We start from the raw sequence: 16,150 nt of genomic DNA, 5'->3' as shown, positions 1-16,150 counted from the left end.
AACACTTTGCCAAGAGACAAAGTAATGCTTAATTATTCAAACTTTGGGCAAAATCTAACATGCGATTTAGCGGGATCAAAGATTTAACCCGAATCTCTTCATCAACAAAAATCTCATGTTGATTGCTCTCACCTGTCAGCGCAGATTCAATCGCGGCTAAACCATTCATCGCCATCCAAGGACAATGCGCGCAGCTGCGACAGGTTGCACCATTGCCTGCTGTTGGCGCTTCAATCAGCTCTTTTTCTGGCACTAATTGCTGCATTTTATAGAAGATGCCTTTATCCGTCGCCACCACCATTTGCTTATTCGGCAGCGCTTTTGCCGCTTTGATAAGCTGACTGGTTGAGCCGACTGCATCAGCAAGTGCGACGACACTAGCTGGTGATTCAGGATGGACTAAAATCGCTGCATCTGGGTACACTGCTTTCATTTTTTCAAGCGCTTGGGCAGAGAATTCATCATGCACCACGCACTCACCTTGCCAAAGCAGCATGTCTGCGCCCGTTTTATTGGCAATATAAGAGCCTAGATGACGATCTGGCCCCCAAATGATTTTTTTGCCTTCACTGTCTAAATGCTCGACAATTTCCAGAGCAATACTTGAGGTGACAACCCAATCCGCACGCGCTTTGACCGCAGCAGACGTGTTCGCGTACACCACAACCGTATGATCAGGATGCGCATCGCAAAATTTCGTAAAGGTATCAGCAGGACAGCCAAGATCAAGTGAGCATTCCGCCTCAAGGGTTGGCATCAAAATACGTTTTTCAGGGGTTAGAATCTTCGCTGACTCGCCCATAAAACGTACCCCAGCAATAATCAAAGTCTTTGCTGGGTGCTTATTGCCAAATTTTGCCATTTCAAGCGAGTCACCAACAAAGCCGCCGGTTTCTTCGGCTAAGGCTTGAATTTGTGGATCGGTATAATAATGCGCAATCAATACCGCATCTTGCTCCACCAATAAACGCTTAATATTTTCAATATGCGTCGCTTGCTGCGCATCCGTCAATGGCATCGGCTTTGGCGGAAAGGGATAAATCACACGCTCAGTTTTTACATCCAGTATATCAGTAGAAGTCATCTTGCTATCTCTACAAAATTTTAATTATTTAGGCATTGTACACCCCTGTTTGAAAAAGACAAAAAGGGGTGTTATTTAAGTTTAGGCAATATTTAAATATTTGTGGGTTTGAATCGACAAGCGCCAGTTACGTGCAATGCACACTTGCATACATAGCTGCGTTGCACGATCTTTTTGACTAATCGGCTGAAGCGCAATCTGTGCTTGGATATCTAGCCCTTCAAGCAAGGCATCAAGCTTTTCAATATCTTTTTGCGTGCCCACAGGATGCTTGATTTCATTCGCGCGTAGCAGTGCATCTTGGCGCACGTCAAGCTTACCTTTCATTGCAATCTTAGGTGACACCGTCACAAATGTATCCGCGCTGCAACGCACTTTGGACGTGCCACTGGTTTCTATTTGGCACTGACAACCAATGGCTTCAAACGCAAGCGTTAATTCTGTGAGATCATACAAACACGGCTCGCCACCTGTGATCACTATATGCTTGGCGGTGTAACCTTGCGCTTGATAATTGGCAACAATATCCGCTGCGCGAACAGAGCACCAAGTCGGTGAATCCGACGTTTTGGCAATAATTTGAGAAAGCCCCAGCTCATCTTCTGGGTTAGCATCCCAAGTTTGTTTGGTATCACACCAAGCGCAGCCGACATCGCACACTTGCAGACGAACGAAGACCGCAGGCACGCCAGTAAAACTTCCTTCCCCTTGAATGGTTTGGAACATCTCGTTGAGCTTATACATATTTTGACTCATTTGTTCTTCTTAACTATAAATAAAGTACGCATAAAACTAAAGTATGCAAAAGCTAAGGTTAAGCTTCACCACGGTAAATACAACCTGCAGTGCAAGTTTCTTTGATTTCAACTTTACTTAAAAGAGGCAATTGAGGCTTGATTTCATTCCAGATCCAACGCGCTAACACTTCACTGGTTGGGTTTTCAAGGCCAGGGATCTCATTTAAATAATGATGATCAAGGCGCTCATAAGTTGGCTTAAAGATTTGCTTAATCTCTGAAAAATCGATCAACCAACCTGTATGTTCATCCACTTCCCCTTCGATATAAAGTCGAACAAGAAACGAGTGGCCATGTAAACGACCGCATTTGTGGCCTTCAGGAACATGAGGAAGTTTGTGCGCAGCTTCAAAGATAAATTCTTTGTAGATTTCAGAGATCATTGAGTTTCCTAGATAAATCGAATTTTTAAATGGTGTTTATATCATATTTGGTTTAAATTCGACATCCAAAATAAATTTATTGACTGGACTGACCAATCAATGACAAAGCTTAGGTATAATCCTGCCTTAATCTTGTAACTTTTTATTTCTCTTGCTTAGCATTTTCTATACGGAAAACTTATGTTCTTGACCTCTTATGTGACGTGCCACAATCAAAGCTTTGAATTTACTCGCCAGCAAGCGAGCCAATTTGCCAAAAGAATTGCTGGGGATTTCAACCCGATCCATGACGAAGACAATAAACGTTTTTGCGTCCCGGGCGATCTGCTCTTTGCTGTGCTCCTCACTCAAGAAGGCATTAGCCAAAAAATGAGCTTTCGTTTCTCTGGCATGGTGAGTGATGGTATCTCGCTTAAAGTTGCCGAAAAAGGTGAACACGATAGCGCAGTTGTGGATGCAAATGAAAAAGAATATCTACACATGAGCCATCAAGGTGACAAGAGCCAAGATCCTGAATTAATTGAGCATGTGATCAAAAATTATGTCAAATTCTCTGGCATGAACTTCCCTCACATCATGGTGCCTTTAATGCAAGACGCTAACATGATGATTAACACCACACGTCCACTTGTGATTTATGAAAGCATGGATGTCGAGTTTACTCGCCTTGACATTAAAGCGCCTGAAGTTGAATTTAGTGGCGCAGATTTTAATGTGACAGGCAAACGCGGCGTCGTGACCTTAAACTTTGATTTCAAAGAAGGCAATGAAGTGGTTGGACACGGGATCAAACGTATGGTCGCCACCGGCTTACGTGAATATGATCAAGCGGCGATTGATGATTTAGTTGAGCGTTTTGAAGGTCGTAAAGCCCAGTTTCTAGCTGCTTAATTTACTAACTAGCTTGTATTCGTGAGCGAAGAATAAAAATTAAGGGCGCTGTTTCATTGTGACAGCGCCCTTTTTATTTAGCTTTTAAAGCTTAGTTCACAAATAAAGCTTAGACTCACAAAGCAAGCACTTGCAGTGGGTGTTTTAAGGCTTCTTTTTCAAAGCGTTTGACTTGCGAGCGGCATGAATAACCTGTCGCTAAGCAGCGCTCTTGCGGCAAGCTGTGAAGCTTATTTTGCCAGCTCATCTCATATATCCCTTTCGACAATTCAAGCTTATCCGCTTCATGCCCAAAGGTGCCCGCCATGCCGCAGCAGCCCACAGCGATATTATCCAAACGCTCACCAAAGAATTGGAAAATGCTTTGCCATTCTTTTTCGCTATTTGGCATTTTGGTTTTTTCCGTGCAGTGCGAGAATAAGTGCCAAGCTTTGGCTTCATATTCTGCAATCTGGGCGCTTTGCTTACGTATCTGCGCATAATTCACGACGCCTTTATCTTTCGCGTCAATCAATTTGATGAGCCACTCATGCACATGCAACACATTAAAGCTCGCAGGTTTATCTAGCACTTCTTTATACTCATCGCGATAACACAGCACCATCGCCGGATCGACCCCTATCATGTCGATCTCAAGCTGTGCGACTTGGCTTAAAAACTCAGCCGTTTGATTCGCGGTTTGTGTGAAATCTTTCAAAAAACCTTTGATATGCTGCGCTTTTCCGTTTGGATGAAATGGCAATAAGAGTGGCTGTTTACCTAATTTTTCAGCTAATTTAATAAAATCGGCGACAACCGATGCATCATAAAAACTGGTGAAAGGATCTTGAACAATCAGCACATAATTTTGACGCTCAAACTCAGGTAATGCTTGCAAGGTTTCCAAGTCAAACACAGGTGCAAGTGTGCCTTGATACTTAGTTTTAAGCATACTCTTTAACGTTGGGGTCGATAGCTTAGGCGTATCCACATAACCTATCACTTGTTTGGTTGCCCATGCGCTCACTGGATTGGTCGCAGCAAAGTTAACAAAGTTTGGCGCTTTCGCCATCCAAGGCAACAAGGTTTCGATTTTTGCAACTAAATAATCTTTCACAGGTCTTGGATTGCGTGAATGATATAAGTTTAAAAAGCGGCTGCGCATCAAAGGAATATCAACCTGAATCGGGCATTGGCTGGCACATGCTTTACATGCCAAGCATAAGTTCATCGCTTCAAATACTTGATTTGAATAGTCATTCTCATCTTTAGCTTTAAAGCGTAACAACTCCCTATCTAGCAAGGCTTTTAAGCTCAAGCCTTTGCTATTAATTTGCTGCTCAAGCGCCAAAATATCAAAATCTTGATTCGACAATAAGCGCAACCATTCACGCATCAGCCCTGCACGCCCTTTTGGCGAATGACGACGATCACGGGTGATCTTCATCGACGGACACATAGGTGAGTTCGGATCATAGTTAAAACACAGACCATTACCATTACAGTTGAGCGCTTGCGGGAAGTCCTCACGCACTGTAACGGGGATTTGTCTGTCATAAAAACCGCGTTTGGTCGCGCTGACTTTCACCAGCTCATCTTTGCTTTCAAGGGGCGTACAGATTTTCCCTGGGTTCATTTGGTTGAACGGGTCAAAGGCGGTTTTTAATGCGCGCAATTGCTCAAATAGCTCATCACCAAAGAACTCTGGCCCATATTCAGAGCGATACCCTTTGCCATGCTCGCCCCACATCAAGCCGCCGTATTTGGCAACCAGCGCCACCACTTGATCAGAAATTTGGTGCATTAAGAGCTCTTGCTCATGATCGCACATATCTAGCGCAGGACGGACATGCAAAACCCCAGCATCCACGTGACCAAACATGCCGTAATGCAAGTTGTGCGAGTCGAGCAAGTCACGAAACTCAACAATAAAATCAGCTAAGTTTTCAGGCGGTACGCAGGTATCTTCGGTAAACGGAATCGGCTTTTTACTCGATTTGGCTGCGCCAAGTAAACCCACCGCCTTTTTACGCATATTATAGATTTTGTTGATGCTTGGCAGATCGTCACAGACTTGATAACCAATAAAGCCCTTGATAAGATCTGCTGAGCCTGTCTCTTGCGCCTCTAAAGCATCGAGCGCAGCATCTAAACGCTTGGTCAGCGCCGCGACTCGCTCAGTCACTTCGCGCTCATCCGGCCCTGCAAATTCAACAATGTTGATCCCAAGCATAGTTTTGCCTTCCACGTCGGTCAGCAAGTCTTTCACGCTGTGCCAAACAATGTCTTCTTTGGCAAGGTTTAACACATTGGAGTCGACCGTTTCAACCGACAAGGCTTTGGCTTTGACCATATCCGGCGCACTGCGCAGTGCGGCATCAAAGCTGTCAAATTTTAAATTCACCAAAGCGCGCGCTTTGGGTAAAGGGGTTAAGTTCAGCTTGGCTTCAGTGATAAAAGCAAGTGAGCCTTCCGCGCCACACAACAGGCGTGTAAATTGAAACTCACCGGCATCGTCAATCGCATTTTTTAAGTCATAACCAGTTAAAAAACGGTTCAATGGCGGGAATTTAGCTAAAATGGCATCACGCTTTTGATGACAAATGTCATATGCTGTTTGAAAGGCTTTTTCAGCGCTCGAGCCTGCTTGTGGCGCGCCTTTTGAGCCATCGGTTTCATAGATAGAACCATCGGCAAAAATCGCTTCAAGGGATAAGACGTGATCGGATGTTTTGCCGTACTGAAGCGAGCCTTGCCCTGACGCATCTGTGTTGATCATCCCGCCAAGGGTTGCGCGGTTACTGGTCGATAAATCTGGTGAGAAGAAAAAGCCGGCGCTGCGCACAGCATCATTGAGCTGATCTTTTACCACCCCAGCCTGCACCCGCACCCAGCCTTCTTTGGTATTAATCTCAAGTACTTTGTTCATGTGCCTTGACACATCAACCACAATATCATGGGTCAAAGACTGACCATTGGTGCCGGTACCGCCACCGCGTGGGCTAAAACGAATCGCTTGAAACTCTGTTTGATGTGCAAGACGCGTTAAAATTTGTACATCTTGGCTATCTTTGGGAAACAATGCAGCCTGTGGCAGCGCTTGGTAAACGCTGTTATCTGTCGCTAAGCTTAAACGTGTGCCATAACTGGTTTCAATGTCACCTTTAAAACCTGCTTTGGCTAATGCTTCAAGATACTGAGAAACCAATGGCGCAACCGTTTGCGCGATATCTAAATTGGGGAGTTGACTCACTACGACCTCTTCCTTGGGGATATTTTTATTATATTTCCTATTTTTATCACTTTGCTCTGTAAAATAAAACCTAAAACCTGCGATCAATTTAGATTTCTACTCGCCTTGGCTTTTCCTTCGACCAAAAAAAGGCTAAAATACCCGCCCTTCACATTACCTAAGGTCGACATGGATAAACAAAAAGCGCTCAAAAAAATTGCCAAGTGCTTAGAGCTTGGTAACTCAGCAAACGTTAACGAAGCGGCGCAAGCGATTAGAATGGCGCATCGCTTAATGGCGAAGTATGGCTTGGATAAAGATGATATTGATCTTATCAAGATGGGGAAAACCCGTTCATCCAACCTTTTGCCTGCTGACATTGGCTCACATATTTTACGCCTGATCCGTGGGATTAACACACGTTTTGGCGTGGAAGCGGTTTTGCTTAACCATAAAGGTTTGAAAAAATTAGAATTTATTGGCGATGCCGATCGTGCGATTTTTGCTGCATTTGCCTTTGATATTGTTTACCGTGAAATGAACCAACAAACTGGCCAGTTTCGCAATAAGTTTGCCGGCACGGGCACTAGCACAGCAGATGTCACCAAGCGCGTGAATTCATTTTTAAGTGGTTGGATTGAAGGCGCACTTGAAAAACTGCCTGTGATTGCACCGGATGAAGACTCAAGCAAAAGCATCAACTCATATATTGATAAAGAGTTTGAAAATGTCGATCGTGAAACCTTTAAGCAGCAACTTGGTGAAGCAATGAAAAAACTCACCAAAGACTATGAAGTTGGGTTTAAACAAGGTAAGCGCATCAATGTGAATCGCCCTGTCGATGGCGCGGCTGAGAAAAAGCGCTTATCACAATCATAAGCCTTTCCTTGTTTCCAGACGCCACCAAAAACCTTAGGTAAACAATGACTAAGATTTGCTCCAAAGTATTAAATAGATGATAATTGAGAGAAATCTCACATATTTATTCCCGCACTCTGGGATCTTTGGAGCTTATGTGTACCAATCTCAACTCTTAATGTTGTTTGAAGTCTTAGAACGCGCAGCCTTAATGCTTACTGCGCTGTTTTTGCTCACTCAAGCCAAATCTTTCAAGCAAATCATGAATAAACAGGCCTCTGAGCGTAATGCGCTTGAAATTGGCCTTATCTCTGCACTATTCGTCTTTTTTGCTATTTTCAGTACTTATACCGGCGTTGATGTCGAAGGCTCTTTAATCAATGTGCGCATCATTGCGATTGTTTCTGGGGGGATTCTATTTGGCCCTTGGGTTGGCTTGCCTGCCGGAATTTTATCAGGCATTCACCGCTATTTGATTGATATCGACGGTCCCACTTCCCTGCCTTGCCTGATTACAAGTATTTTAGCCGGCGTGCTCAGCGTGCTGATTTATCGCTACACAAATAGAAAAGATAATATGTGTTATGGCATTGGTGCTGGGATCGTCTGTGAATGTCTCACCATGCTGCTGATTTTGGTTTTGGCGGAAGATAAAGCCCTTGCCAAGAGCATTGTTGCCAATATTGCTTTGCCTATGATTATAGGTTCCACATGCATCGGTCTTATCATTAAGCGGGTGCACGATATTGACGATGAAAAAGAGCAAGCGGCCGCCAGCCAAGCGAAAGTTGCGCTTGATATTGCGAACCAAACCTTGCCCTTTATGCGTAAAAATGATCAGCAGAGCTTACAACAAGTGTGTGAGATCATTTACCACGAAACGGGCGCAGATGCAGTTTCGCTGACCAATACCTCTGAAGTGCTTGCTTATACAGGGATTGGGCATGAGGATTATTTTGATCGCAGCCATGCGGTGATTCGGGATAAAAAAATTAGCCAACTCACGCAAAAAACCGTCCAAGAGCGCACCTATACCTTGCACAACAATCTCAAAACTGGTCAATTTAAATCCATATTGATTCTGCCTTTGTTTGAGAATAACCAAGTCACAGGCACACTTAAAATCTTTTTCGTCAAAGAAAACAAAATCGGCCAAGCAATCCAAGAAATGGCGCAAGGTCTTTCCCAACTCATTTCTACTCAATTGATGGCGTCCAAGCTTGAACAGGCGAATCACATGCTGCAAAAAGCTGAGTTTTCGGCGTTGCAACACAAGATCAACCCGCATTTTTTGTTTAATGCCCTCAATGCAATTTCGACCTTAATTCGTATTAAGCCCGATAAGGCGCGTGAGCTGATTGCCAATTTGGCCGACTTTTTACGCTATAACCTTGAGCGTGGTGATGACTTAATCGATATCTCGCAAGAGCTTCAACAAGTGAAAGATTACACAGCAATTGAGCAAGCCCGCTTTGGCGATAAGCTCACGGTTATTTTTGATGTCGATGATGTACATACACCCATTCCATGCCTGTTGATCCAACCTTTGGTTGAAAATGCCATCCAGCACGGGATCCAACCTGCGCGAGGCAAAGGCCAAGTGATTATTCGAGTCAAAAGTTTGGAAGACAGATTACGCGTTTGTGTGGAAAACACAGGTTGTGAAATTGCCCCTGAGATTGTGGAGAAACTACAAACCAATCAAATGGAAAAACATAAAATAGGTTTAATTAATGTTCATCAGCGCGTCTTGCTGCAATATGGTCAAGGCTTACACATAGACCGCATCACCCATAATGGACAAGATTTTACCCGCGTTTATTTTGATATTGTCGAAGTTGAAAGAGTAGAGGAAGTGACAGCATGAGCACCGCAATCATTGTTGAAGATGAATACTTAGCGCGTGAAGAGCTAAGTTATTTTATTCAAAAGTACAGTCAATTGGAGGTGCTTCATCACTTTGAAGATGGCCTTGATGCGTTTAAATATCTGCAAAGCGCGCAGGTGGATGTGGTTTTTCTCGATATCAATATCCCATCGATTGATGGCGTGATGCTGGCAAAAAACCTCCATCAAATGCAAAATCCGCCGCAAATCATCTTTACCACAGCCTATAAAGAGCATGCGGCTGAGGCCTATGAAATTGAAGCCTTTGACTATTTGTTAAAACCATTGAATGAGCAGCGCGTGATCCGCACCCTTGAGAAATTAAGCGCACAACTCACGCCGACTCACGTTGAGGAAGTCAAATCAGAGCCAACCCAAGATCACCTTGCCTTAAATCATGGCGCAAATATTCGCATCATAGATAAAAATGATATTTTATATGCCCATGCGCAAGAAAAGCTGACTTATGTCTACGCCATGGCAGAGAATCAAGTCATTGAACTCATTGCGCATTACAGCATTAGTGAACTGTGCACTAAGTTGCCTGAATCACAGTTTTATCGTAGCCATAGATCTTATTGCGTCAATCTTTCTAAAATCAGTCAAATCAAACCTGGGTTAAATAGCACTTATCTTTTAAATCTAACTGGCTCAGATGTGGAAGTGCCAGTCAGTCGCGCGAACATCAAGGCTTTTCGTCAAATCATGGGGTTATAAAATCCATAAGCTTCATATATGTATTTTGCATTTCATGCCTAAATATTGCATTTCATGAAGCTAAAATGCAGCTCATTTTATATATTTCCATACCTATTGCAGTTCTTTTTTTTCGGCGTAAATTCAATCCCAGAAACGAAATTTAGTCTTAGAAAATAAATTTTTGGGAGGCACTTATGCCAAATCAAATCGCATCACCTGAATCTGCAAACGCACCTGTTGCGCATAAAAATAGCACACGTCTTTGGACCTTGCTTGGCACTATTATTACTCAGTTCGCATTAGGCTCTGTATACACTTGGAGCCTCTTCAATGCGCCGCTTTCAGATATGCTCGATGAGCCAGTGAATCAAGTTGCACTTTCATTTGGTATCTTGAGTCTTTCACTTGCTGTTGCATCATCGCTTTCAGGCAAGCTTCAAGCTAAATTTGGCGTTCGTAAAGTAACAATTGCCGCAGGTATTGTGCTTGGTCTTAGTCTGATGGCTGTCTCGCATGTGACAGGCCTTTGGGCATTGTATTTGACTGCTGGCCTATTGGTTGGCTTTGCAGACGGTACAGGCTATTTGATGACGCTTTCTAACTGCGTGAAATTCTTCCCAGAACGTAAAGGCTTAGCTTCGGCTTGCGCCATTGGTGCTTATGGTTTAGGCAGCTTAGGCTTTAAATATATCAACTTGTATTTCTTAACGAATAATAACTTAAACGTGACTTTTGAAGTTTGGGGTATTTTAGTTGCAGCAATGGTTGTGATTGGCGGTCTGATGATGAAAGATGCACCATTAGTTGAAGCGTCAACATCTTCTGACAACGCGCAAGTAAATACTGAGTTTAGTTTAAATGAAGCAACAAAAACCACTCAATTTTGGTCACTTGCAATTATCTTCCTTACTATCTGTATGTCTGGTTTGTATGTCATCGGTGTGGCAAAAGATATCGGTGAAAGTTATGCGCACCTAAGTGTTGCCGCAGCGGCAAGCGCAGTAGCAGTGATTGCTGTGGCAAACTTAAGCGGTCGTTTAGTACTTGGTATTCTTTCTGACAAAATTGAACGTATGCGTGTGGTTGGCATTGCGGTGGTGATTTGTTTACTTGGCGTGAGCGCACTACGCTTTATGCCACTGACAGAAATCAGCTTTTATATTGCGATTGCTTGTGTTGCCTTTAGCTTTGGCGGCACCATTACTGTCTACCCATCACTTGTGAGCGACTTCTTTGGTTTAAATAACCTAACTCAAAACTATGGTGTGATTTACCTTGGCTTTGGTATCGGTAGCTTGCTTGGCTCTATCGTCGCGTCACTCTTCGGCGGTTTCTCTGCAGTCTTTGGCTTTATGCTTGCGCTACTTATCATCTCTCTTGCGATTTGTTTGATGATTAAAACGCCAACCAAAGCAAACCAACATAATCAAAACCATTTAGTAAATGCTTAATCAATAAGCACTCTATCTGGCTTGACGAATACAGAAACTGGCAATGCATCTTGTGTGTATTGTCAGTTTTTTTGTGTATGCTATTTTGCTAGATTCTGCGCCCTTAATCTGCGTTCAGTATACCTATATGCGACGTTGTCGTTCCTGCTAAGAAATGGACACATAATGGGCAGATAAAAAAATGCCCCTAGCATGACTGCTAAGGGCTCAAATTCAGCATAAGTCGGAGCGAAGATTAGGCTCTAGAAACAAAAAAACCTCCAGCATTTCTGCTAGAGGTTAAATTGGAGCGACATACGAGGTTCGAACTCGTGACCTCAACCTTGGCAAGGTTGCGCTCTACCAGCTGAGCTAATGTCGCATATTTTTTACTCTTCAACGAGTGATTAGATAATGGAGGCGCCTCCCGGAGTCGAACCGAGGTCCACGGATTTGCAATCCGCTGCATAGCCACTCTGCCAAGGCGCCATATCTGGTTTCATTATCTATTTGTAGATGGTGCCCCGGGCCGGACTTGAACCGGCACAGCGCGAACGCCGAGGGATTTTAAATCCCTTGTGTCTACCAATTCCACCACCAGGGCACGCAATTTCTTGCGATGGTTAGACACCATCTTCAGTTTCCCTACCCTTCGGGTAGAAAATAGAAAGTGGAGCGACATACGAGGTTCCCTATCTCAGGCTTAAGGCATGACCTCAAGCTTGGCAGGTTGTGCTCTATCGCAAAACTCAACATTAGCTGTTGAATTTAAATTTGGAGCGACATACGAGGTTCGAACTCGTGACCTCAACCTTGGCAAGGTTGCGCTCTACCAGCTGAGCTAATGTCGCAAAATATTGTACTCGTCTGATATGGATAGAAAATGGAGGCGCCTCCCGGAGTCGAACCGAGGTCCACGGATTTGCAATCCGCTGCATAGCCACTCTGCCAAGGCGCCATCTCTATCTCGCTGAGCAAATCTTTATTTCGTTTTGCTCTTGAGTACGGGGATGCATTTTACGGATTCTAGCTAGTACGTCAACACTATTTTTGAAAAAATAAATCGTTTGCCTAAAATACCGACGAAATCTATGTTATTGCCTAAAATAAATTCTATTTCTGAATAAAATCAGAGCATTTCAATGAGTTATTTTTCAAATAGAAATGGATAAAAAAGATATCTGCACAAAAAGTTCTTCTCTATTTAAAGGATATTTCAGCTGGATGTTGAAAAAATCGTCCATACGCTGCTTAAAAAATGAATCGTTAGTAATACACAAGTAATTAAAATTGTCATTGAGATAAGTTTTTTCGTATTGATAGATGCTGCTGTGGTGAGCGTCTTTTCCGTCAAAATCGCATCGCCTCGATAGACAGACGCATAATAGAGCCAAATCGATAAAAACATAAAAAACCAGCCACAAAACGTCACTAAGATCACATCTTCTTTCGCTCCGATACGCAGTAAGAGTAAGCTATTTACAAAAATAGAAAAGGCGGTACGAAACCAAGACAAAGTCGTGCGTTGGGGTTGCAGTCCGGTGTCACGCTTACGCTTTGGATAGGTTTGAGTATATTTGGGCAATAAAATTCGGCGCCGTTTATTTAACGTTTGGCTACGCTGATCTTCATTTTGCGGCTTAACTGCCCGGCCTCGAAATCGATTTCTAAGCTTAGGCGTTTCGACATCTGCAGGCTCACTAGGTTGCGCCTGAGGGCTTTCTGGCGGTTCAGTTTCTGTTTGCTCTTGAGGTAAAGGGTGCGGTGGCAATCGACGTTTCATAAGCGCCTCAAAGAGCGAGAATAACGATAAAGCCTAAGGCCAATGCAAGTACAGCAAAGCTGATAACAGCTAAGAAACGCGTATAATTTAGTTCACGATTAAAACGCATCGATTTTTCATTATCGCGCCAGCGGCGATAGGCATAAAAGGAAACAAAACCGGCAAAAAGTGTTAAGCCAGCTGAAATTAACTCTCGATACATAGGCGGGGCTAAATTTGGCGTAAGCTGATCAATGGCCACAGCCCCTGCTAATAAGGCTAATGCTGTGCGCACCCAAGCGAGGAAGGTTCGTTCATTGGCCAAAGAAAAACGGTAATCTGGTGCTTTGCCACGTTTGCGCCAATGGGTTGATTTGAGCATAGAAACTCCTAATACGAGAGCAGAAACATAGTCTTTGTTTTAGAGAGTAAAGACATTGAACCGGCTCTGCCCTACTGGATCACGAAAGACTTTAAATACCTAAAGATTTTAGGCACATACTAAATGGTATGATAAAGCTATAACAAAACCAAGCCAAGGGCGAAAAAAAACCTCATCAATCCGAGGATAAATGAGGTTTTTATTCATTTTAGTGATCTCAATGCTTATTGCACAGAATCATCTAATAAATCATCTTTTGCCGCAGCAAGGTATTGGAACATCGACCAATAAGTCAAAATCGTTGCCGCATAAAGGCCGATATAACCTAAATCTGTGACCCAGTTATTTGGGTGCCAGATAAGTAGCAGCAGAGCAACCATTTGCGCTGTGGTCTTAAACTTACCAATCCAAGACACCGCAACGCTGGCACGTTTGCCTATCTCCGCCATCCACTCACGCAGTGCTGAGATAATGATTTCTCGAGCAATCATAGTCGCGGCAGGAATCGTGATCCAGATGCTGTGGTATTCTTCGGTGATTAAAATCAGCGCTACCGCGACCATGACTTTATCCGCCACAGGGTCTAGAAATGCGCCAAAGCGTGAGGTTTGTTGTAATTGTCTTGCGATCAGGCCATCTAGCCAGTCGGTAATCGCAGCAACCAAAAATACGATGGCAGCCATAAATGGCGCCCAAGCATAAGGAAGATAGAAAACAAGGATAAATACAGGGATCAGCACTAGTCTGAGTAAAGTTAGTATATTTGGAATGGTATATCTCATAGTTAATGCTCGTTGAAGGTGCTGATTAAACCTTAATCTTTATTTAGGTATATGGTGCGGTAAATCACGTTTTTTTTCAAACGCTTTTTTCCCTAAAGCGAATAAAAGGTCTGCTTTGTACAAGTTTTAATCTTTTAATGCTGCATAAATATCATGCGCCAAGCTTTCACTTATCCCTGGCACTTTTTGAATGTCTGCGACACTGGCTTTTTTCAGCCCCTGCAAGCCGCCCATATATTTAAGCAAGGCTTGACGTCGTTTGGGGCCAATCCCAGCTACATCTTCTAGCACACTTTTTTGACGCGCTTTACCGCGTTTGGCTCTGTGTCCTGCAATCGCATGATCATGACTTTGATCGCGAATATGTCCCACTAAATGCAGTGCAGGGGAATCTGAGCTAAATTCATATTCTGAGCCATCCACCTTAAATAAGGTCTCAAGACCAAATTTTCGCCCTTCTCCTTTGGCAACCCCAATCAATAAAGGGCGTCTTGGCCAGTCTTGCCAACATTGAGTTAAAATTTCATGCGCGCGTGATAACTGCCCCATCCCCCCGTCAATAAAGATAATATCGGGGATCTTGTCGACATCGAGCTGCTTTTGATAGCGTTTAGTCAACACTTGCGCCATTGCGGCGTAATCATCACCGCCAGTAATGCCTGTGATATTGTAGCGGCGATATTCTTGACGTACTGGCCCTTCTTGGTTGAACACGACGCAAGAGGCAACCGTGTTTTCACCCATGGTATGACTGATATCAAAACATTCCATACGTGAAATACCGTCAATGCCAGTGAGCGCTTCAAGGCTTTTTAGGCGCTGACGCATGGTCATTTTATGGCTAATTTTTGAAGCCAGCGCGCTGCTCGCATTAGTGGTAGCTAAACGTAAATAGCGCGCACGCACGCCACGCGAATTGCCCTGCAAGCTGACCTTGCGCCCTGCCATGTCAGTTAAGGCTTCGCCTAATGCTTCACTTGGCGAAAAACTTGCATCAAACACAATCACTTGAGGAAGATTATAAGCATCACTATGGCTTAAATAATATTGCTCTAAGAAGCTCTCAAAAACTTCATCATCTTGGGTATTGTGTGGCACTTTCGGGAAAAAACTGCGGCTCCCTAAAATGCGCCCCTGGCGAATCATCAAAAGATGGATACAAGCACTTCCCGATTCTTTGGCAAAACCAATCACATCCAAGTCATTTTGGCTTTCATCTGACACGGCTTGCTGGGTTTGAATTTGACGAATCGCTTGGATTTGATCGCGCAAACTGGCGGCCTCCTCAAATCTTAACGCTTGGCTTGCCGCTTCCATTTTTTGAATTAAGGACTCTAATACTTGTGAGTCCTTGCCTTGTAGAAATAAACGCACAAAATCAACTTGTTGTTGATAACCATCATCGCTGATCAAGCCTTTTACGCAAGGCCCGAGGCAACGCTCGATTTGATACATCAAACAAGGACGTGTACGATTTGCATAGACAGAGTCTTCACACTGTCGGACTTTAAAAATCTTTTGTAAAAGGTGCAAGGTTTCGCGCACTGCGCCAGCATCTGGGTATGGTCCAAAATATTCACCAAGACGCTTTTTCGCCCCACGATGATAAGCAAGTTTGGGGTGTTTATGCTTGGTGAGCAGCAAATATGGGTAAGATTTATCATCACGCAGCAAGACATTATATTTAGGCTTATATTGCTTAATATAATTATGCTCAAGGATCAAAGCTTCGGTTTCGGTATGGGTCACCGTCACATCAATATGTGCGATATGACTAACTAATGCCTTGGTTTTCTCGTTATCCAAACGCTTGCGAAAGTAACTCGCCAGGCGTTTATGCAAGTTTTTGGCTTTACCGACATAGATAATCTCATTTTCAGAGTTATACATGCGATATACGCCAGCTTGGCGTGATACAGAAGCTAAAAATGCACTTGAATCAAACATAACTGCCTTTTTAATACAAAAGATTCACACATAAAAA

At 43.5% G+C, this 16,150-nt stretch carries 13 protein-coding genes and 5 tRNA genes; 5 read left to right on the top strand and 13 right to left on the bottom strand.

What is annotated here, in order from left to right; all coding sequences use genetic code 11:
• Positions 1 to 28: 28 nt before the first annotated feature.
• From nadA to queD, 3 genes are all read right to left on the bottom strand, one after another.
• Positions 29 to 1,084: a quinolinate synthase NadA gene (gene nadA, locus AC2VOY_RS00460; protein WP_491831631.1), complete on the bottom strand. Its 1,056-nt coding sequence runs from the start codon at positions 1,082 to 1,084 to the stop codon at positions 29 to 31.
• Between the two features lie 81 nt (positions 1,085 to 1,165).
• Positions 1,166 to 1,828, bottom strand: a complete 663-nt coding sequence (gene queE / locus AC2VOY_RS00455; protein ID WP_491833084.1) for a 7-carboxy-7-deazaguanine synthase QueE — start codon at positions 1,826 to 1,828, stop codon at positions 1,166 to 1,168.
• Positions 1,829 to 1,898: 70 nt separating this feature from the next.
• Complete coding sequence (gene queD, locus AC2VOY_RS00450; RefSeq protein WP_491831629.1) at positions 1,899 to 2,264, bottom strand: 6-carboxytetrahydropterin synthase QueD; 366 nt, start codon at positions 2,262 to 2,264, stop codon at positions 1,899 to 1,901.
• A gap of 180 nt (positions 2,265 to 2,444) precedes the next feature.
• Between queD and AC2VOY_RS00445 the strand changes: the two genes are divergently transcribed.
• Positions 2,445 to 3,155, top strand: a complete 711-nt coding sequence (locus AC2VOY_RS00445; protein ID WP_491831627.1) for a DUF3581 domain-containing protein — start codon at positions 2,445 to 2,447, stop codon at positions 3,153 to 3,155.
• A 115-nt stretch (positions 3,156 to 3,270) separates the two neighbouring features.
• Here the strand turns inward: AC2VOY_RS00445 and ydiJ are convergent, their stop codons facing one another.
• Positions 3,271 to 6,387: a D-2-hydroxyglutarate dehydrogenase YdiJ gene (gene ydiJ, locus AC2VOY_RS00440; protein ID WP_491831625.1), complete on the bottom strand. Its 3,117-nt coding sequence runs from the start codon at positions 6,385 to 6,387 to the stop codon at positions 3,271 to 3,273.
• Positions 6,388 to 6,555: 168 nt separating this feature from the next.
• On the opposite strand from ydiJ, the gene AC2VOY_RS00435 reads away from it, so the two are divergent.
• The 4 genes from AC2VOY_RS00435 to AC2VOY_RS00420 all read left to right on the top strand — a co-directional run bounded on the left by AC2VOY_RS00435 (position 6,556) and on the right by AC2VOY_RS00420 (position 11,261).
• A complete protein-coding gene (locus AC2VOY_RS00435; protein ID WP_491831623.1) occupies positions 6,556 to 7,245 on the top strand; it encodes a DUF2786 domain-containing protein in 690 nt (229 codons plus the stop codon).
• Between the two features lie 136 nt (positions 7,246 to 7,381).
• On the top strand, positions 7,382 to 9,091 hold the full coding sequence (locus AC2VOY_RS00430) for a LytS/YhcK type 5TM receptor domain-containing protein (RefSeq protein ID WP_491831621.1): 1,710 nt from the start codon (positions 7,382 to 7,384) through the stop codon (positions 9,089 to 9,091).
• On the top strand, positions 9,088 to 9,828 hold the full coding sequence (locus tag AC2VOY_RS00425; protein ID WP_491831619.1) for a LytR/AlgR family response regulator transcription factor: 741 nt from the start codon (positions 9,088 to 9,090) through the stop codon (positions 9,826 to 9,828). Before AC2VOY_RS00430 ends, AC2VOY_RS00425 begins: the two co-directional genes overlap by 4 nt.
• A 176-nt stretch (positions 9,829 to 10,004) precedes the next feature.
• Entirely contained in the window at positions 10,005 to 11,261 is a 1,257-nt protein-coding gene (locus tag AC2VOY_RS00420; RefSeq protein ID WP_491831617.1) for an MFS transporter, read from the top strand.
• Between the two features lie 285 nt (positions 11,262 to 11,546).
• Here the strand turns inward: AC2VOY_RS00420 and AC2VOY_RS00415 are convergent.
• The 9 genes from AC2VOY_RS00415 to uvrC form a co-directional block, all read right to left on the bottom strand.
• A tRNA-Gly gene (locus AC2VOY_RS00415) sits at positions 11,547 to 11,622 on the bottom strand.
• Positions 11,623 to 11,655: 33 nt separating this feature from the next.
• A tRNA-Cys gene (locus AC2VOY_RS00410) sits at positions 11,656 to 11,729 on the bottom strand.
• Between the two features lie 28 nt (positions 11,730 to 11,757).
• A tRNA-Leu gene (locus AC2VOY_RS00405) sits at positions 11,758 to 11,844 on the bottom strand.
• Positions 11,845 to 12,015: 171 nt separating this feature from the next.
• A tRNA-Gly gene (locus AC2VOY_RS00400) sits at positions 12,016 to 12,091 on the bottom strand.
• 33 nt (positions 12,092 to 12,124) lie between these two features.
• Positions 12,125 to 12,198 (bottom strand) — tRNA-Cys (locus AC2VOY_RS00395).
• A gap of 258 nt (positions 12,199 to 12,456) precedes the next feature.
• Positions 12,457 to 13,023, bottom strand: a complete 567-nt coding sequence (locus AC2VOY_RS00390) for a DUF202 domain-containing protein (RefSeq protein WP_491831615.1) — start codon at positions 13,021 to 13,023, stop codon at positions 12,457 to 12,459.
• Between the two features lie 7 nt (positions 13,024 to 13,030).
• Positions 13,031 to 13,384: a YidH family protein gene (locus tag AC2VOY_RS00385; protein ID WP_491831613.1), complete on the bottom strand. Its 354-nt coding sequence runs from the start codon at positions 13,382 to 13,384 to the stop codon at positions 13,031 to 13,033.
• 224 nt (positions 13,385 to 13,608) lie between these two features.
• Positions 13,609 to 14,166, bottom strand: coding sequence for a CDP-diacylglycerol--glycerol-3-phosphate 3-phosphatidyltransferase (gene pgsA / locus AC2VOY_RS00380; RefSeq protein ID WP_491831611.1), 558 nt, complete (start codon positions 14,164 to 14,166; stop codon positions 13,609 to 13,611).
• Positions 14,167 to 14,292: 126 nt separating this feature from the next.
• Positions 14,293 to 16,113 (bottom strand): excinuclease ABC subunit UvrC, encoded by a 1,821-nt coding sequence (uvrC, locus tag AC2VOY_RS00375; protein WP_491831609.1) that lies wholly within the window; start codon positions 16,111 to 16,113, stop codon positions 14,293 to 14,295.
• Between the last annotated feature and the right edge of the window lie 37 nt (positions 16,114 to 16,150).

The organism is Vibrio sp. KMM 9700 (assembly GCF_058545285.1).
Note: the sequence above shows the minus strand (reverse complement) of the source record. Positions and strands in the feature narration are given on the sequence as shown.